17 protein-coding genes are annotated in these 19,255 nt (G+C 39.1%); 5 read left to right on the top strand and 12 right to left on the bottom strand.

Annotated elements, in window-relative coordinates; genetic code table 11:
• Positions 1–295: 295 nt before the first annotated feature.
• The 4 genes from CMT41_RS12050 to CMT41_RS12035 all read right to left on the bottom strand — a co-directional run bounded on the left by CMT41_RS12050 (position 296) and on the right by CMT41_RS12035 (position 4,668).
• On the bottom strand, positions 296–721 hold the full coding sequence (locus CMT41_RS12050) for a DUF3192 domain-containing protein (protein ID WP_057181547.1): 426 nt from the start codon (positions 719–721) through the stop codon (positions 296–298).
• 14 nt (positions 722–735) lie between these two features.
• Positions 736–1,614 (bottom strand): flap endonuclease Xni, encoded by an 879-nt coding sequence (xni, locus tag CMT41_RS12045; RefSeq protein WP_058027396.1) that lies wholly within the window; start codon positions 1,612–1,614, stop codon positions 736–738.
• A gap of 2 nt (positions 1,615–1,616) precedes the next feature.
• Positions 1,617–2,963: a nucleotide 5'-monophosphate nucleosidase PpnN gene (gene ppnN, locus CMT41_RS12040; protein ID WP_057181545.1), complete on the bottom strand. Its 1,347-nt coding sequence runs from the start codon at positions 2,961–2,963 to the stop codon at positions 1,617–1,619.
• Between the two features lie 94 nt (positions 2,964–3,057).
• The gene (locus tag CMT41_RS12035; protein WP_058027395.1) at positions 3,058–4,668 is read right to left on the bottom strand and encodes a GGDEF domain-containing protein; all 1,611 of its coding nucleotides are present in this window, start codon (positions 4,666–4,668) and stop codon (positions 3,058–3,060) included.
• Positions 4,669–4,921: 253 nt separating this feature from the next.
• Here CMT41_RS12035 and CMT41_RS12030 point away from each other — a divergent pair, with 253 nt between their 5' ends.
• Complete coding sequence (locus CMT41_RS12030) at positions 4,922–6,760, top strand: M61 family metallopeptidase (RefSeq protein WP_058027394.1); 1,839 nt, start codon at positions 4,922–4,924, stop codon at positions 6,758–6,760.
• Between the two features lie 62 nt (positions 6,761–6,822).
• On the opposite strand, the gene queF is transcribed toward CMT41_RS12030, so the two are convergent.
• Complete coding sequence (gene queF, locus CMT41_RS12025) at positions 6,823–7,683, bottom strand: NADPH-dependent 7-cyano-7-deazaguanine reductase QueF (protein WP_057181542.1); 861 nt, start codon at positions 7,681–7,683, stop codon at positions 6,823–6,825.
• A 54-nt stretch (positions 7,684–7,737) separates the two neighbouring features.
• Here queF and syd point away from each other — a divergent pair, with 54 nt between their 5' ends.
• Positions 7,738–8,349 carry a SecY-interacting protein gene (syd, locus tag CMT41_RS12020; protein WP_057181541.1) on the top strand — a complete coding sequence of 204 codons (612 nt, stop codon included), beginning with the start codon at positions 7,738–7,740 and terminating at the stop codon, positions 8,347–8,349.
• 4 nt (positions 8,350–8,353) lie between these two features.
• Here the strand turns inward: syd and CMT41_RS12015 are convergent, their stop codons facing one another.
• The gene (locus CMT41_RS12015; protein ID WP_058027393.1) at positions 8,354–8,722 is read right to left on the bottom strand and encodes a hypothetical protein; all 369 of its coding nucleotides are present in this window, start codon (positions 8,720–8,722) and stop codon (positions 8,354–8,356) included.
• Between the two features lie 192 nt (positions 8,723–8,914).
• Here CMT41_RS12015 and CMT41_RS12010 point away from each other — a divergent pair, with 192 nt between their 5' ends.
• From CMT41_RS12010 to CMT41_RS11995, 3 genes are all read left to right on the top strand, one after another.
• On the top strand, positions 8,915–9,307 hold the full coding sequence (locus CMT41_RS12010) for a DUF3192 domain-containing protein (RefSeq protein WP_057181539.1): 393 nt from the start codon (positions 8,915–8,917) through the stop codon (positions 9,305–9,307).
• Between the two features lie 170 nt (positions 9,308–9,477).
• Positions 9,478–10,149 (top strand): GNAT family N-acetyltransferase, encoded by a 672-nt coding sequence (locus CMT41_RS12005; protein WP_058027392.1) that lies wholly within the window; start codon positions 9,478–9,480, stop codon positions 10,147–10,149.
• A gap of 1,600 nt (positions 10,150–11,749) precedes the next feature.
• Positions 11,750–12,106, top strand: a complete 357-nt coding sequence (locus CMT41_RS11995) for a hypothetical protein (protein WP_058027390.1) — start codon at positions 11,750–11,752, stop codon at positions 12,104–12,106.
• A gap of 108 nt (positions 12,107–12,214) precedes the next feature.
• Here CMT41_RS11995 and trpA read toward each other — a convergent pair whose 3' ends face one another.
• The 6 genes from trpA to CMT41_RS11965 are packed head-to-tail and all read right to left on the bottom strand — an operon-like array spanning position 12,215 to position 19,240.
• Positions 12,215–13,063, bottom strand: a complete 849-nt coding sequence (trpA, locus tag CMT41_RS11990; RefSeq protein ID WP_057181535.1) for a tryptophan synthase subunit alpha — start codon at positions 13,061–13,063, stop codon at positions 12,215–12,217.
• Positions 13,063–14,322 carry a tryptophan synthase subunit beta gene (gene trpB, locus CMT41_RS11985; RefSeq protein ID WP_082606541.1) on the bottom strand — a complete coding sequence of 420 codons (1,260 nt, stop codon included), beginning with the start codon at positions 14,320–14,322 and terminating at the stop codon, positions 13,063–13,065. Before trpB ends, trpA begins: the two co-directional genes overlap by 1 nt.
• Position 14,323: 1 nt before the next feature.
• Positions 14,324–15,766, bottom strand: a complete 1,443-nt coding sequence (gene trpCF / locus CMT41_RS11980; protein WP_058027389.1) for a bifunctional indole-3-glycerol-phosphate synthase TrpC/phosphoribosylanthranilate isomerase TrpF — start codon at positions 15,764–15,766, stop codon at positions 14,324–14,326.
• A gap of 1 nt (position 15,767) precedes the next feature.
• Positions 15,768–16,961 (bottom strand): anthranilate phosphoribosyltransferase, encoded by a 1,194-nt coding sequence (trpD, locus tag CMT41_RS11975; protein ID WP_058027388.1) that lies wholly within the window; start codon positions 16,959–16,961, stop codon positions 15,768–15,770.
• A 1-nt stretch (position 16,962) separates the two neighbouring features.
• Positions 16,963–17,592 carry an aminodeoxychorismate/anthranilate synthase component II gene (locus tag CMT41_RS11970; protein WP_057181532.1) on the bottom strand — a complete coding sequence of 210 codons (630 nt, stop codon included), beginning with the start codon at positions 17,590–17,592 and terminating at the stop codon, positions 16,963–16,965.
• Positions 17,585–19,240: an anthranilate synthase component 1 gene (locus CMT41_RS11965; RefSeq protein ID WP_058027387.1), complete on the bottom strand. Its 1,656-nt coding sequence runs from the start codon at positions 19,238–19,240 to the stop codon at positions 17,585–17,587. Before CMT41_RS11965 ends, CMT41_RS11970 begins: the two co-directional genes overlap by 8 nt.
• Positions 19,241–19,255: the final 15 nt, after the last annotated feature.

Genomic DNA, 19,255 nt, shown 5'->3' with positions numbered 1-19,255 from the left:
CACCTTGTCATCCTATTTTTAAGGAATACTGTAGAATAATACGTCATGTTTTTTATGCTCTAATTAACAATGACATACATTAAATTAATTGTGTAATGCTAGTGGAGAAACATTTACTCATGTAAAGCCGAGTGACTAAGTGGTCAGCTCAGTGCTTTATTAGCCATTTTATATCATGGTAATGCTATGTATGCGAGCTTGAAAGTTTTTATCGTTACCGGCAAAAAAGAGCCAAAGTCTTTTTGCAAACTAGCAAGGAATAGTAGAGGTTTACTAAGTCAGGTTCAATCTGACTTTAGTCTATAGTGGCTAGGTTTTTTCTTATGTTAAGGTGGTTTTTAATAATGCCCCATTGCTCAGGGTAATTATTACCTAAACCAATTTCTTTGAGTGTGCCGTTGACAAAAAGCAAGAAGGAGCATTCATCTTGCGTGGTTATGCCATCAGATTTTACATGCTGAGTACGGTAAAACATGACTTGATAGTTTACCTCATTAACCGTTCTGGCTTCAGTAATGTCTGGGCTACCTAACTGACTTAATGCTTGCTCAAAAGTAAATTGTTCTAATTTTATCTTAGCAATAAATTGGCGATTATAGGCTTCTCTGTCTTTCCATTTCATTTGATCTGGGCTGTCATCATAAAAGGTGACAACTAGGGCGACAAAGATGCCATAAACGGTTAGTGCAAGTAATATTCTGCCAATTATTTTTTTATTCATAGTTATTTATCTTGTTATAATGAGTTGCTATCACTATTAATGGCTATTATATCAACATTAATTCTGGGAGATGATGAAGGTGTTGTTAGGCGGATATCTTTTAAATTAAAGCCAAGAGGGATATCTTTTTTTAACGTTAACAGCTTTCTGGCTAAAGCCATTTGCTCATCGCTTTGTAGTAATTTTTCTTTTAGCGACTCCTTTAGGTCTGTGGCGTTAACTATGGCCTTTAAGGAACCATATTGATTAATTAGTTTAGCCGCATTAACTTGGCCAATGCCACTTACCCCAGCAATTTTATTGGTATTGTCGCCTGTTAATGTCCAAAAATCGATCAGTTGCGAAGACTTAATAGCAAACTTTTGTTGGACATATTCTTCATCCAAATAACGGCGATTAAAGTAATCATAAAGATGAATGTTAGGACTAAGTAAAGGCAGAAAACCTTTATCTGTTGAAATGATAGTAACCTTTTGCCCGTGCAAAGCCATTTTTACCGCTAAAGTAGCAATAAGATCATCTGCTTCATCTTCTACAGAGGTGAGTGAATCAACCCCTTGCTCCATAAATGCATCTTGTATAGCGGTTAGTTTTTGCGCAAGGTGTTCTGGCATTTTTTTACGGCCTTTTTTGTAACCAGCAAAAATCTGGTAGCGCCAACAGGGCTGTTGACTATCAAAAACGGCTAGTGCGTGTGTTGGTTCAAGCTGCTTGATAATTTTAATCACCGCATTTACACAATTCTTTTGAGTGTTAAATAAGACTTGCTCTTGTGTGTTAGCCGATAACTTATCGCAGTGCTGCTGTTTTATTTTCATAAAGGGGCGCTCTTGTACGGCGTACACACGGCGAATTAAATTTAGCGCATCAATGAGTATTAAGTGAGCGGACAATGTTAAGCCTCAATAACTTTATAACATGGAATATATTCACTGCCAGGTAATTTCATCCGCTGTTGACTGACAAAAGAGGCCAGTAGTTTATCCATTAATGCCATTATTTTCTTATCCCCAGATATTTCGAAAGGACCAAATTCTCGAATTGCTTTGATGCCTCCTGACTTAACGTTCCCGGCAACTATGCCAGAAAAAATGCGACGTAGGTTAGCCGCTAACTCAGCCGTAGACAGTTTATAGCTAATCGTTAGATTTGCCATGTTTTCATGAGTTGGCTCAAAGGGATGTTGAAAGTCTTCGGCTATCATCAGTGACCAATTAAAATGAAAGGCATCACCCGTTTTTTTTCTGTGGGCAAGTACCTTGTTTAAGCCGCTTTTCATTACTTGAGCGACTTTAGCGGCATCGTCCACCACTATTTGGTATAACGATTGTGCTTTTTCACCTAAGGTGGCACCAATAAAATCATCTATTTCATGAAAGTACTCAATGGCGCTGGCCGGACCGGTCAGGATAATCGGTAATTGTTGCTCAGAATTTGCTTCATTGAGCATAATACCTAAAATATACAGCAATTCTTCGGCAGTCCCTGCGCCGCCAGGAAAAATAATAATTCCATGTGACATGCGCACAAATGCTTCTAAACGCTTTTCAATATCAGGCATTATAACCAATTCATTCACTATTGGGTTGGGTGGCTCAGCAGCAATAATACTTGGCTCGGTTAAGCCAATATAGCGGCCATCTTTATTACGTTGCTTTGCGTGTCCTATTGTTGCGCCTTTCATCGGGCCTTTCATTGCCCCTGGGCCACAACCGGTACATATGTTGAAGCCGCGTAAACCCAGTTGGTAACCGACATCTTTGGTATATTTATATTCATTGTGTTTGATGGAGTGACCGCCCCAGCAAGTAACTAACTTAGGCTCAGTCTCAGGTAAGATAACATTGGCATTTCTGAGGATATCGAAAGTTGCATCGGTAATTGCTTCTGACGAGCTTGGCATAGTTCTATAACGGCTATTAAGGAAAAGGATATCGCGTAATACGGCCGAAAGATGTTCTCTGATGCCTCTGATGATTTTGCCATCGACAAAAGCATGAATGGGAGGATTCTTTAAATCAATTTTTACCCCGCGTTCTCGCCTTAATACCTGTATTTCAAAGGTAAGGTATTTTTGATATATTTCTTCAGCATCATCAGTATTTGAACCGGCGTTAAGTACGGCGAGAGAACAATTTCGATATAATGTATATAAGGTGCTACTAACCGATTTTTGTAACTGATCTACTTCGGCTTGTGATAGCAAGTTCATATTACCAACAGGGTTAATTTGAGTATGCATAACTCACTCCTTTTTATGCTGATTTTTATCAGTCATTATTCTGATAAAAATATCGCTATTTTTTATGATGTGTTGAAGCAGCTATTTTAGCTAGCTACTTAACGTAAATAACTTGATTCTTTCCTTGTTTTTTTGCTTTATACATTGCTTGGTCAGCACGTTCAAAAGCGATGTGAATGTTATCATCAGCTCTTATATGGGTTGCGCCAATTGAAAGGGTAATACTAACTTTATTACTTTTAAACTTAAATGGTAGGCGAGCTATGTATTTATTTAGCGCATTCAGCTCAAGAGTTAAGGCCTGTTCTTGGGCTTGAGAGTAAATTAAGACAAACTCTTCACCGCCATAGCGGCCAACAAAAACACCTTTACTGACATTTTTTACTATGGTATTGGCAATGACTTGTAACGTTTTATCGCCTGCCGTATGACCATAGGTGTCATTAATTTTTTTAAAATCATCAATATCCAGTACCACTAAGGCTAGCTGGAACGGTTTATGGTGAAAACGTACCATAGCTTTAGCAAAATAATTATCAAAGGCAGCTCGGTTTGCCAGTTTGGTCAGCGCATCTTGCATACTCTTTCTTTGCTGCTCGATCAGTTTATGTTCAAACACTCGGCTTTGTTGTTCTAATTGATCTACCTTAGCAGACATATCATTGAGCTTGTCCGCTAGTTCTTGGTGACTTTGTTGTTCAAATTTTGATTTTTGCTCCAAGGTGCTGGCGATAAACTGCAGTTTTTCATTTATGTCTTCTTTTACTTGATTTAGTGATAATGCTTTTTCGACTGTACCCGTCATATCAACCAGTTGGCTTTGTAACTTCTGGTTTATTTTTTCGTTGGTTTTCTGCGATTTTTTTTGTGTAACAATAGTTTCTTTTACTGCACTTTGCACCGTTGTTAGCGTCGCACTCAGGCGGGTTAAAAAATTCTTAGCACTATTTTGTTCATCTTTAAAGTCGGCAACGATGACATCAAATATGTCGATGAGGTGAAGGAGTACTTCATCACTAGACTTATCTGTCATTAGCTTTTTCTTAATCGCTAATAACTCATTGGTGTGGCCTTTAGATAAGGGCAAGGTACTAAGTGACACTGATATTTTTTCAAGGATACTGCTGTCAAAAAGTGCTAAGTCGAGGTCATTTTTTGACTGACTTACCGGTAAAATAAGCTGAGCAGACGGTAAAACACCTTGTTTAGTTGGCGCATTTTTAGCTTTTAGGGCGTGATCATAAAAAGCTAACAATTGACTTAGTAACGGAACATATTGTATTAAAGCGTCTTTACTTTCTTTTGTTTTGCTTAATAACCCGCGTAGCTCTCTGCGTAAATCACCAGGTAAGCCATTGATTTTTTGTAAATTCTCACCTGCTTGATTAAATTGGTCATGCAGGTGAACAATGTTTTTTTCATTGGTTATGCTGTGTTGCTGTAATAATTTACTTATAACGACAATTTTTGCTTCTATGTCATTAAGGGGGGCTGACTTACTGAATAACATTCTTAACTGAGCTAAGCGGTTGTCTAATTCAAGATCAATACCTTTAGAAACTAGGGATAATTTAGTAATGAATTGAATGAGCAGACTTGAATGCAGATTAGCATCTTCTTCTAGTGAATTACGAGACTCAATTGCGCTATCAAGCTTTCGTTTCAATGCAACTAATTGCTTTTTGGCAACAGAACTGTCATTCATAAATCCGATTTATCCTAATGTAGAGTGATGTCTAGTGCTAAGTGATTTACTTTATTTAGTGTTTAGCCATTAAACGTGTTTAGGGCACTTACGTTGTTCTTAGTATATGATATTTTTCACTATAATAACGTTATTTATCAACATAGAGGTAAAAAAACAACTTTTATTGGCCCATGTTGATTTTTTATAACATTGAGTATTTATTCGTTGTTAAAATCGCTAGATGTTAGAGTGACCACCTTGTCTACCCATAATGAGAGAACCTATTTGCGTGTTTAACTATAAAATAAAAGTAATAATAGCAATATCTTTATTTATTGCACAACTAATATCTGCTCATGCGAGCGTAAAAGTTAATATTATCATCGAGCAGCCCGAGCATCACCTAGCTAAGGTAGAGCTTCAATTTGACAAAAGTAATATAGAGCAGGTCAATTTCTATTTACCTACCTGGCGTACCGGACGATATCAGACTTTGAACTTAGCGAATGGCATTCGTGATTTTATCGCTAAGGATAGCCAGGGTAATGTGCTTAGTTGGCGTAAAATTGATAAACATACTTGGCAAGTAAGTGGTAGTAAAAATAAAAAAATTCACTTAAATTATCAAGTGTATGCCAATCAATTGGCGCAAAGAACTCGCCATATAGATGATAGTCATGCCTTTTTAGATAGCTCAGCCGTGGTTATGTACACTGAGGCAAGTCGAAGTTTGCCACATACTGTCCAGCTTTTTGTCCCTAAATTGTGGCGTAGTTTTTCTGGCTTAGAGTCAGGTGATAATAGCCATCAGTTTATTGCTACCAACTATGATCAATTAGTTGATTCACCCATTGAAACGGGTATTAACGAACATCATGAGTTTAGTGTTGACAGTCGACTTTATCAGCTGGTTATTTGGGGCGAAGGTAATTATGACAGCGTCAAAATGGTAGCAGATATAAAAGTATTGGTAAAACAAAGTAAGCATATTTGGCAAGGTTATCCGTTCAAACGCTATGTTTTTATGGTGCATGCCACGAGTGGTGCTCGTGGTGCAACTGAGCATGTTAATTCAACCATCATCCAACGTTCGCGTTTTAAGTTTTCGACCCGTAAAGACTATCTCAGCTTTATTGCCGTTGTTGCTCATGAATTTGTTCACACTTGGAATGTAAAACAGTATCGCCCTCACGGTCTAGTGCCTTATGATTATCAGCAAGAAAATTATTCTAATTTGTTATGGTTAGTCGAGGGTTCAACCAGCTATTTACAATACCAACTGTTATTACGCGGGAATTTAATGACGACAGATGAATTTTTTAGCGCACTTGCTAAGCGAATTACTGCGTATATGCATAAACCTGGTCAAGCAAGTCAAACCGTGGCACAAGCAAGTTTTGATGCTTGGATCAGCGAGGGTGGCGATTATGGTAATAATCATAGTGTCAATATCTATGCTGAAGGATTTCTAGCTTCTTGGTTATTAGATTTTGATATTCTCAATAAAACAGACTTAAGTAAAAGCTATCGTAATGTGCATAACCAGCTATACCAACAACATCGCCTACCAAAAAGTTATAAAGAAGCGGATGTGCTTAAGATATTAAAACAAGTGACGGGTAGCAATTATCAAGTTTGGTGGCAAGACAATATTCACGGTACAGCAAAAATAGATTTTAGTTTATTACTGGCTAAAGCAGGACTGGCAATGAGTTATGCTAAAACTGGTGAGGATAAGTCGAGCAAGCAAACTAAGGTATGGACTGGCCTTAACACTAAATATGGTACTCAGGGTTTAGTTATTTCTTCCGTAGAGCAAGACAGTCCGGCCTGGCATGCTGGCTTAACCACAGAGGATGTTATTGTCGCGGTAGATGGCTTACGCATAGTAGATAAGGATCTGGTTAATCGTCTAAAAGACTTTAAAGCAGAGCAAACCATTGAGTTCACTTATTTTCGCCGAGATAAACTAATAACGACTAAGGTTAAACTTAGCGCTATCGCTAAAAATAAATTAAAAATTATTGTTATAGCAAAGGCCAGTCAGCAGCAAAAGCTATTTTTTAAGGCTTGGACTGGTCTTGACTTGCCAGAAAAAACACCAGAGTGAAAAATAAGCATTAAAGCGAAATAGTATTTCGCTTTAATGCTTTTCGCAGAAAGTAAGCTGGGTTATTGACGTAAGGTTCTGGCAAAAGGGGCTTGCTCAGTATGACTACTTCTAAACGGGTTGATGTCTAACCCTCCGCGTCGAGTGTAGCGTGCGAAAACGGTAAGCTCATCAAGTTGGCAAAATTTTTGCAAATCACAGTATATTCTTTCGATACATTGCTCATGGAACTCATTATGCTGGCGAAAGGAAATCAAATATTTTAATAGTGTGGCATGATCTATGGCTTTACCGCGGTAGTGAATATAAATACTTGCCCAATCAGGTTGATTGGTAATTAAACAATTAGACTTTAATAAATGACTAACTAAATGCTCCTCAACTTTAGCACTTTTATCTTTTTTTTGTGCTTGAGCTAGTAACTGTGCATCATATTGATAGTTATCTATGCTGATATCTGCACCATCGATACAAATACAATTATCTGGTTTTTTTGCAATAGCTAAAGCGGGACAGTGATCGACCGCAAATAAACGTACTTTTGCTGGCGAGCCGGCAATGTTTGATAAGTCCTTAATTAATATTTGCTCAACGTCTTTGATACTGGCAAAGCGTGTTTGATTAAAGCTATTTAAATACAGCTTAAAAGACTTTGACTCAACAATGTTGTCACTGGTACAAGCAAAGCGAAACTCAGCGACTGCAACTACCGGTTTGCCCTTTTCATTGAGCCAAGAAAGTTCATAGCCATACCAGACATCTTCGCCAATAAAGGGTAAATTGTTTGGATCTAGAGCTAAGTCATCTCTATTTAAACTTCGAGGTACTCCTTGTAGCAATTCTGCGGTATATTCGCTGCAATATTCTGTACTTTTACCCAGTGTTAACTTGCTTAGTTCCGTTGCATTTTGATAATTGGCCATAAATTTTTCAGTAGTGAGCTAGTATCTTGCTATTTTAAAGGATCTTTTCTTTATATGACATCTACAAATAAAACTTTAGCGCAATCACTTTTAGCCTTTAGTAAAGACTTTAGCCAACAACACATCAAGCAATTTGGACATTTACCTACCAGAGAGCATGATGAGCAATGGTTATCACCTTGTGAATTAGGTCCACATGATGATAGTCATCATTATTGGCAACCCGTGGCGGTGAAAACTGAGTCAGTCACGGATGAAAATACCGAGACGCTATCTTTTAGTAATGTTGAGTCGGCATTAGATCTTGAACTACATCCGGATATAAAGACTTATTTCACCACTATTTTCAGTGGCGAAATTGTAGCAGAGTGTAGTGAAGGGCAGTTATCACTGCTTTTTGCTTGGAATAGGGAAGATTTTGACCGTTTACAAGAGAATATCATTGGTCATATCTTAATGAAGCAAAGATTAAAGCAGGCTGAAACCGTGTTCTTTGCTGTTACCGATGAAGAAGATATGATTATCTCTGTCGATAATACTAATGGTGAAGTTTGGGTGGAACGTGTCGGTTGTCAACCACATAAAAAACTCAGTGATTCATTAGTCAGCTTTATCGGTCAATTAACGCCAAAGAGTTTAGTTACTGATACTAAAATAAAGAGCTAAGATGTTATTTTTTTTGATTGACTTGCTCAGTTAAGTTTTTGATAAGCAGTTTTACTTCCGCTAATTCATTTTTTATCTCGGTTAACTCTTGCGCTAATGACTGCTGAATTATTTTCTTTACCGCGCCATTTTCAACGAGAGAGTCTAGTAGGGCAGTGTTATCGTTGCTCGATTTGTCTTGACTAACTTGCTGTTCTTTAACACTTACTGGTGCAATAAAGTCGGGTTGGTGTTGCCAGTTTTTTAATGTGGTGATTAATGTGGCTAACGGAGTCCGTTGGCTCAGCTTTGCTTTTACCAAGGCTACGGTTGGTTTTTTGCCTGCATTGGCAAGTTGGTTTGCACAGATTAAAATTTCATCGATAATTGTCATTTTACTTACTGATTAAAAATAATTAATTAATTTAACTATATTTTAGCCAATATAACTAAAAATGTCTGCAACTTCATTGATGTATTTTAAAAAATATCATCTATTCAATGACTTATGTGGTTGGCTTGTTTTTTGCAATTCTGAGTAAAGGATTATTATAACAATTACATTTTACCTCTAGGGAATATAGATATGAAAAAATCAATACTTGCTTTACTCATTGCTGCACCACTAGCAATGACATTATCTGGTTGTGTTATTAAAATAAACGATGATGGTATTGATCATGGTTTTGTCAGCGATAGTAAAGATCGTGCCTACAACAACCGTAAAAAAATTGCTAACGTTCAATTGGGTGCTTCTTTTATGGATATGCAGGCAAACTTAGGTGTCGCTGATTTTTCTGAGACTTATACTGACGGCGATGATACGGTGCGTGTTTTATATTATCGTACCCAACGTAAACATAAAGATGGTTTAACAACAAAAGATGAATGTACTTTCTTACAGTTTATTAATGGCAAATTAGTTGAAACCGGTAATGGTGGCGATTTTTTGAAAACTCAACAGGTAAAAGCTAACTAATTATCTATTATTACTATTACTTAAATGCCTCGCTTAGCGGGGTATTTTTTTATCTAAATTATATGGCTTTCATGGTAGTTAAACGAATTATATTTGACCTGTTTGAAATTATGCTGCTATGGTGAGTTGTTAGGTTAGCAAATAATCCACCGTCAGAGTAGGAGAATATAATGAGTGAAACCGAATCGGTAGAAAATAGTATTGATGACAATTTAGACCAAAACGTTAATATTCGAGCGACTTATTTGAGTGCTCATGAGTTGAAATTAGCAGCGTCACTTTTATATCAAGCTTATCATGATGACCCCGTTTTTTTAGAGATATTTAATAGCGATAAAGAAGATTATGAGCAACGTCTTCGTGGTGCTATTAGAGAAGAACTCAATGCTTTTTGGCAAGCAAAACAACCCATGATTGGTTTGTATCTCGGGGAATCTATGGTTGGTGTCGCCTGTATTAACAGCCCAGATGAAACCTTGGCAACTGATCGTTTTTGGCATTGGCGTCTTAAAATGCTATTAAATGCCGGTTACTTTAGTACTAAGCAGATGATGAAAAAAGAACAAATTGTCTTGGCTGCTGTCCCCTTAAAGGTTTTCCATTTCCTATCATTTATTGCTGTTCATCCTCTGCATCAGCAGCATGGTTTTGGTCATTACTTAATGGCCGCCGTCAATACTGTTTTGGATGAACACCCAGATAGTGAAGGGGTAGCCGTTTATGCTACCTCAGAAAAATTTAAAGAATTTTTTAAGCATGTTGATTACCAAACGGTTAAAGAGGTATCGGTAGGAAACGTGTGTGGTGCGGTAATGGTTCACTATCGAGATAAAGTGGAATAGCTGCACTTTATTGGCATATTTTAAGGCTATATTAGGCCTTATCTCTCTCAAGTAATTCCCTTAATAAAAAATAGCACCGACAAAGTGCTATTTTTTTTGTAAGACATGTCTTACAGCTTTGTGAGATATATTGGCAATTTCTGCTGCAATGTGGAATGGTTGATCTGTAACATATTGTTTTTTGTATGTTTACATGAATTATCGCTTGTTACATTGTTTTTACATTTAGAGTTTGCTTGTTAATACGCATCGATAAATGAAATTTAGGTGTACTATTAAACATGTCAGGAAGACAAGGAGCAGGGGGCTTCAGCGTTACTTGTAACGTGATTAGGGACGATGCATGTTGCTAAAATGGAATTGCAGCGACATAAGGACTTACTGAGGACAGTAAACATAACTTACGGATTGAGTTGAGTCAATAGGATGCAATGGATGCAAGTCAAGGATGATATGAGTAGGGATGCTTGTGTAGCGTATAGGGAGAGCCTAAAGCTGGATGCTTTAATTATAAATAATACTTTGGTGCTATTTATAAAAAGGTTTAACAAGGAGGCTTTAAGGACGAGGTCTAGTAGCAGGATGCTACTATGGATGATATGAACAAGGATGTGGCTTGGTTAGGATTACCAAGGTCAGGAAGACAGTAGTTATGGATGGCTACTTAAATGGATGTATAAATAGGGAGATTAGTTAAGGACGATTAATTCAGGAAACGGTGTCAGGAAGATGCTAATTAAGGATGATATGTTTAAGGATGTGGCTTGGTTAGGATTACCAAGGTCAGCAAGACAGTAGTTATGGATGGCTACTTAAATGGATGTATAAATAGGGAGATTAGTTAAGGACGATTAATTCAGGGAACGGTGTCAGGAAGATGCTAATTAAGGATGATATGTTTAAGGATGTGGCTTGGTTAGGATTACCAAGGTCAGCAAGACAGTAGTTATGGATGGCTACTTAAATGGATGTATAAATAGGGAGATTAGTTAAGGACGATTAATTCAGGGAACGGTGTCAGGAAGATGCTAATTAAGGATGATATGTTTAAGGATGTGGCTTGGTTAGGATTACCAAGGTCAGCAAGACAGTAGTTATGGATGGCTACTTAAATGGATGTATAAATAGGGAGATTAGTTAAGGACGATTAATTCAGGGAACGGTGTTAGGAAGACGCTAATTAAGGATGATATGAACAATGGTGTGGCTTTGGATTACCCAGGTCTGCATCGAGTAGTTAGGGACGGCTACCATCAAGGAGTGTTAACTAAGGAGATGATTGTCAGGAAGACACAAATTAAGGATGATTGAATGGGCGCTTAACAGTTACCAAAATGGATATGAGTGGACTCATAAAGGATATGCTAGGGATAGTCGTTCAAGGAAGAAGTGAGATCATTAAATTTGTGTGCAGGACGCACCTTATTAAGCTAGTTTTAGAAATGCGACTTAATGAGTCGCATTTTTTATGTGTAGTTGGTGATTTATGCTCGATTGTTGCTATAGCTTATGCAGGGTAACTACTATCAATAGGTAGCCAACACCTTGATAAAAGTTTTATCTTAATGAATGTTCGAGTAACTTTTAGCTAGGGTAAAACATGTTAGAATTATTAGCAAAACTTGCTAGCAAGTTGCAACCTTTTCGTCAATTGAGTTATCTATTGGCTGCAATCCTTGTTGGTCTCATTTTTAGCCAATTACAGCAATCAACCTCACAACAGCAACCGACCAGTCCTTATGCTCTATTAAGTTTTTTTGGCTGCATATGGTTACTACTTTTTAATATACTGCTTTCTGTCTTTGCCAATGTCCCAAGTATAAATACCGCTTCAACCGGCATATTTTCCCGCATAAAAAACAAAGTGCAGCGAAGCCTGTATCATCTTTTTGCCTTGTTGTTTATTGGTCTAACTCTCGTTATTGTATTTTTATCTTGGCGAATACTCAGAGTTTAAAGTTTATGGAATCAAAAGTGGGCCATAAAAAAGGAGCAAGTGTATTGCTCCTTTTTTATTGTGGCGACTAATGCTTAGTTTTTATAGCATAACGGGTATAAAGCTTAGTTATCTCGTTGCCGCTTTCATCTCGCTAACAAAGTGGCTTAATTCCGTCAACATCTTGCTATTATCTGCTAAATTATTCTCAATTATTTTAACTACCGCCGAGCCGCTGATCGCACCAAGTGCGCCTGCTTTAAGGGCATCTTTAACTTGTTGTGGTGTGGAAATGCCAAAACCTAAGATAGGGGGGGCTGCATGGTATTTTAGCAAGCTTTCAATTAACTTATTAGCTGAGCTAGAGACAGTATTTTTGGGGCTATCCGTACTGTCTACACCGGTTACGCCAGCACGACTTAAGACATAGGTATAACCCCGTGAGTATGAGGACACTGCCCGTAAGGTTTCATCGCTTGCGTTTGGTGGCGCAATAAAAATAGGAGCAATACCATATTTTAATGCCGCAGCTCGAAATGGCTCGCTCTCGCGAATGGGTACATCAGCTATTAACACAGAATCTACGCCAGCTTCACTCATATCGCGATAAAAGTTATCAATACCACGGGCAAAAACTAGGTTACCATAAAGTAATAAACCAATAGGTATTTGCGGGGCGTATGCTCGTACTTGCTTTAATATATCAATACATATGTCGGTGTTAATCCCCGCACCTAAAGCACGCAGTGCCGCTCTTTGAATCGTTATACCGTCAGCACTTGGATCAGAGAAGGGAATACCTAATTCCAGCGCATCTGCTCCAGCATCAATTAAGCTTTTGATAATAGCAAAAGATTGCTCAGCATTAGGGTCGCCAATCGTAACAAAAGGGATGAAAGCCTGTTCATTTTTTTCTTTTAAGGTCGCGAACGAAGCTTGATAACGTGCACCTGCTTGCTGGATATTTGAGTGTGACATTATGCCTCTCCTCTATGTTTAACTTTTGTCGTTGATGATACTTTATCAGGTGAAATAATAGCCTGGACATGCGCTAAATCTTTATCGCCACGTCCCGATAGATTAACGAGGTAAATAGTTTCTGTCGTGGCGGCTTCTGCCATTTTTAATGCTTGCGCTAGGGCGTGAGCTGACTCAAGCGCAGGGATAATACCTTCACACCTAGCTAAGGCTTGAAATGCCGCCAAGGCTTCATCATCATTGATAGCGACATATTGTGCTCGACCAGTGTCTTTCAAGAATGCATGTTGTGGACCTACTGCAGGGTAGTCAAGGCCAGCAGAAACTGAATAAGACTCTTTAATTTGGCCATGCTTATCTTGCATTATATAGGTGTAGTTGCCATGCAACATGCCCTTTGTACCGGCTACAAGCGTGGCACCATGCTGACCGGTTTCAATACCCTTACCACCGGCTTCAACACCAATCAGTTTGACACCTTCTTCATGAATAAAATCGTGGAACATGCCAATGGCATTGGAGCCACCACCTACCGCGGCAATAACATAATCAGGTAAACGACCTTCTTCCTCATAAAACTGTGCTTTTGCTTCTTCACCAATCATTTTTTGAAATTCCCTCACTATGGTCGGGAAGGGGTGAGGACCTGCGGCAGTACCTAATAAGTAGTGAGCGTTTTCATAGTTTGCAGACCAATCTCTAAGCGCTTCATTTACAGCATCTTTTAAGGTGCCAGAGCCTGCAGTGACCGGAATAACTTCTGCGCCCATTAACTCCATACGAAAAACATTGGGTTGTTGTCGCGCACAATCCACTGCGCCCATATATACTCTACATTTCAAACCAAGGAGTGCACAGGCTATCGCGGTAGCAACACCGTGTTGTCCAGCGCCTGTTTCTGCGATTATTTCGGTTTTACCCATACGTTTAGCGAGTAGGGCTTGACCTAAAACTTGGTTGGTTTTATGGGCTCCGCCGTGTAATAGATCTTCACGTTTTAAATAAATCTTAGCAAGTGGGTTTTTTACAATATTTCGACAACAGGTTAATGGCGTAGGGCGGCCAGCATACTTTGTTAATAAATTATTGAACTCAGTTAAAAAACTTTCATCGGTTTGAGACTCAATAAAAGCTTGCTCTAACTGTTCTAATGCTGGGACTAATAATTCACCGACATACATGCCACCAAACTCACCAAAATAGGCGGGTAAGGTTTCTTTAATGGATGATTTGTCGGATTTCTTCATATTTTTTTGCATGTTAATAATTCCTAATTTTCGAAAATACCTGGGCTAGCTTCTCGCTTGATTTAATACCAGGGCTATCTTCAACACCTGAGTTGAGGTCTAGGCCAAATAAATCTACCTGGGTTAATTGCTCAAGGGCCTGACTAATATTGTTATTATTTAATCCACCAGCTAAAAAGCTTTTTGATAAGTTTTGCTCACTTAAGGCTAATACTTGCCAATTAAATGCTTCACCGCTACCAGGGCTTTGGCCATCGAGCACATGATGACTGACACTGCTATTAAGTAAGGGAACACTTTTTGCTACTGGACTAGCTTGCCAGACTTGACAAAAACCACAGTCATTCTCGGCCAGTTCACTAATTAGGGCATCAATATAATGAGCATCTTCACTACCATGAAGTTGCACCGCACTTAAGTGTAAGGTCTTGACCAAATCAATAATGACATCACGTTCGCTATTAACAAAAACACCAACATACTCTAACTTAGGTATTGCTTTGATAATGTTTTGAGCCTGCGCTTTAGTTACATAACGGGGTGATTTTTCTGCAAAAATAAGACCGCCATAGCGTGCGCCGGCATTAGCGGCCGCGCTAGCATATTTAGCATCCGTTAAACCACATACTTTATTGTTGCCATAAATAAGTTTACGACAAGCTAAGTCAATATCTTGATAGGGGTTATTATTAGGGTCCATTAACGAACTGCCCACTAAAAATCCATCGACCGCTGGCGCTAATTCCCTTACTTGAGCATTACTATATATACCCGACTCAGAAATAATGATCCTATCGTCAGGTAAGCTTGGGGCAAAATCGAAAGTACGTGCTATATCTGTACTTAAATCACGTAAGTTTCGGTTGTTGATACCTATCATTTTTGCATTAAGCTTTATCGCTCTATCGCGTTCATCATAGGTGGAAATCTCCGTTAACACGGCTAAGTTATATTGCTCAGCAACGGCTGATAACTCAAGGTACTCGTCATCTGATAAAACACTGAGCATTAATAATATAGCGTCCGCGCCATAGTATCTTGCTAGGTAAACTTGGTAGCTATCAACAAAGAAGTCTTTATTTAGTACTGGGCATTTTACCAATTTTGTTACCGTTTGTAGGTAGTCAAAGTTACCTTGAAAATACTTTTCATCGGTTAGCACAGATATTGCCGCCGCGTATTTATCATAAATTTGGCAAATAGCTTTAACATCAAAGTCGGCACGGATAAGTCCTTTAGACGGAGATGCTTTCTTACACTCAAGAATAAAACCCGCATGTGGCTTATCCTTGGTTCTTGTTAATGCCGCGTACATATCCTTAGTCGTCGGCACTAACTCGTCAATGAAACTGGCTAATGGCTTACTCTTTTTTAGGGCGGCAATTTCAATACGCTTATCGTCGACGATTTTTTCTAAAATGTTTTTTTCTACTGAAGTGTTCGAGCTGCTATTCATATTATTTTTCAGCCTGTTTGTCAGTGTCAGTGTCAGTATCAGTGTCAGCTTTTATTTTTGGATCTGTATAGGTACTTTTGTCCTTTGAATTTGAGCTGACAGCTTGATTTGAAAGCTTAACTAGGCTTGATAACGTTGCTAAGCCTTTACCCGAGGCCAGTACCTCACTGGCAAGCTGCGCAGCTTGACTGAGTGAGTCGGCCTTATTGTGTAAATACAGTAGCGCAGCACAGTTAATTATCACTGCAGCATTGTGGGCCGCCTGTCCTTGACCCGATAATATATCTTTAATGATTTTAGCATTCTCGTTTGGTGTGCCACCTTTGATCTCTGCAAGCGGATAATTTTTTAAGCCAAAGTCTTGTGGCTTAATAGTACGTTCAATTAATGTATCATTTTTTATTTCAACGACTTGAGTGTTACCATGCAAAGCAATTTCATCTAGTCCGCTGCCATGAACAACAAAAGCGCGTTTAACGCCGGTAAGTTGTAGAGCTTTTGCAATGGGCATTAATAATGCGGGGGTATACACACCAAGTAACATAATAGTTGGATGAGCGGGATTAACTAGTGGACCTAAGATGTTAAATATAGTGCGAATAGCCATAGCTTTCCTCACTGGCGCCGCATATTTAAAACCAGAGTGATAGGCGGGAGCATATAAAAAACATAAGTTGGTTTGTGCTAAACAATGCTTGGCTGTTGCAGGAGACATGGATAAATTAACGCCAAAAGCCTCCAATAAATCAGCAGAGCCAGACATACTGGAAACACTTCTGTTGCCATGTTTAGCCATTTTCAAACCACAAGCCGCCGCTAAAATCGCCGCTGTGGTAGAAATGTTTATGGTATTAGCACCATCGCCGCCAGTACCAACACAATCGGCGACAATACCTTCTTCACCGTTTCCTTGAGGAAATGGAGTGGCCGCTGCACGGATAGCGATTGCCGCGCCAGCAATTTCTTCTGGTGTTTCACCTTTTATTTTTAACGCGGTTAAGACACTGGCGATTAACGCAGGTGCTACCTTGCCTTGCAGTACTTGTTGAAAAAAGTCATGACTTTGTGTTTGGTCAAGATCAACGCCAGCAACTAATGTCGGCAAAATAGTACTGATATCGGTTGCAACACTAGCTGTTGAATTTAGTGCCGTTGCGCCCAAAGCGTTGCCATTGCTATTTTGTTGGCTAATCATACTATTCTCCAGTGACTTTATTATTGAGCGATGCTGACAGGCTAAGCAAGTGTTGAATACTCTGCTTTAACAAGGGGGTACCAAATGTCGTTAATATGGATTCAGGATGAAATTGAAAAGCTAACACGGCATCATCTTCTTTGCTAATGGCCATACACATACCATTATATTCAGCAATAACGTCTAACTCTGCGGGTATATCTTTACCTATCAAGGAATGATAACGGGCAACGGGTAGAGGATTTTTCATCCCCTGAAAAGGGCCATAACCATGGTGGGTAATATTTGAGGATTTACCGTGAACCACTTCGTCTGCTCGGTCTACTCGACCGCCATAGTGCTCTATTAATGCTTGATGGCCCAAACAAATACCCAGCATTGGAATTCGTCCAGCACACTTTTTGATCAGTGCCATTAAGCAGCCAGAATTTTTTGGCTCGCCTGGGCCAGGAGATAACACCAGTAATACCGGCTCCGCAGTTTGTTGGGTATGGGCCTGCATTTTAGCAAAAATAAAATCAGCACTGAGCGTGTTGCGATAGACACTGGGCTCAAAACCTAAACATTGAAATTCATCAACCAAGTTATAGGTAAAAGAGTCTAAGTTATCGAGCATAAATAATTTAGTCATGGGTGAGCTCCTGCGCCGAAATTTTGGCATTAGTGTTAGCCGTGGCAATGGCATTGATAACGGCCTGAGCCTTTTGCCTGGTTTCATTGGCCTCACTCATTGGGTCTGAATCATACACCACACCAGCGCCGGCTTGTACTTGCGCAATATTATCTTTAACAAAGGCAGAGCGTATAACAATACAAGTATCCATTTCTCCCGTGCCAGTTAAGTAACCAACCGCGCCGCCGTAACTGCCACGCCTTTTACCTTCTATTTCTCGAATAAGCGCCGTTGCCCTTACCTTAGGTGCGCCAGATAATGTGCCCATATTCATACACGCTTGATAGGCGTGCAAGGCATCTAAATCGGTTTGTAATGTACCGCAGACTCGAGAAACCAGATGCATTACATGGGAGTAGCGATCAACTTTGAGTAAATCGGCAACATAGCGAGTGCCCGGCTGGGAAACTCGAGCAATGTCATTTCGCGCCAAATCAACCAGCATAATATGTTCAGCGGATTCTTTTTTATCTTGCCTTAGCTCGAGCTCAATACGGCTGTCTAGGTCTAATGAAATATTACCTTCTTTATCAAAACCGCGAGGGCGTGTGCCGGCGATAGGATAAATTTCTACCTGACGGTTGCTGGCTTGATATTTTAAGGCAGACTCTGGTGAGGCACCAAAAATACAAAAGTCACTATCTTTTAAATAAAACATATAGGGACTTGGGTTATTAATTTTAAGTGCTTTGTAAGCGGCGATGGGGTCAAAACAAGGTAGAGTAAAAGTACGAGAAGGTACTACTTGAAATATATCACCCGCCCTGATATTTTCTTTTAATTGCTCCACTATCTGACAAAAACGTTGGTCGCTAATATCCACTTGCAGCTCGTCATTAAACTTTTCTTTATCATTAATATCCGAATAGGATGGGCTTAACGGGGCAACTTGCTCTGCATTGACTGAGCTAGCCAGTGCTGCTTTAATTTGAGCAACACGTTTGCATATAGCTAATTGACTTTGTTTGGTTTTTTCAGCGTCATGGTAATTAAAAATATTGCCGACAATTTCTGTGGTTTGCAATTCATGGTCAATGATAACTAGGGTTTCTGCTAAGTAATAGACAAAATCAGGGCAAGTGTTATCACCGATATCAACTGCGGGTAATTGCTCTGTTATTGCCATCAGGTCAAAGGCAAAAACCCCGCCGAGGAATACGGCAAAGGGATGACTGTTTTCATTGCAGAGTTGATTAAATAACCGTAAGCCGTGCAAGGAATTTGTGGCACTTAAACGAGCCTTTTCATCGAGGTCGCTAGCAACTTCGGCAAACGTTGCTATAAATGATTTTTCATCATCTGCGAAGCAGACTTGCGCATGCTCTGCTAATTGAGCTGCTGCGAAGTTAATGGCTGATTCGCCATTTAACGTTAAGGCCGAGAAAGTGACCGCATTACCGTTACAAACAATTTTTACTGCTGCGTCAGTTAATAATAAACTTTTTAATAAATGTTTTTTATCAATCTCGGCGGATTCTAATAAAATATTATGTTGGTGTTGGTGACATAATAATTGGTAAACACTTAATGGATCATTTTGATAGTGCGTACTATCTTGTATGGTGATTACTTCACCCTTTATTTTACTTGGTAAATTTTGAGTCATATTGAATACTTCTAT

Origin of the sequence: Colwellia sp. MT41 (genome assembly GCF_001444365.1) — a bacterium.
In the GTDB taxonomy this organism is placed as follows: Bacteria; Pseudomonadota; Gammaproteobacteria; order Enterobacterales; family Alteromonadaceae; genus Colwellia; species Colwellia marinimaniae.
Note: the sequence above shows the minus strand (reverse complement) of the source record. Positions and strands in the feature narration are given on the sequence as shown.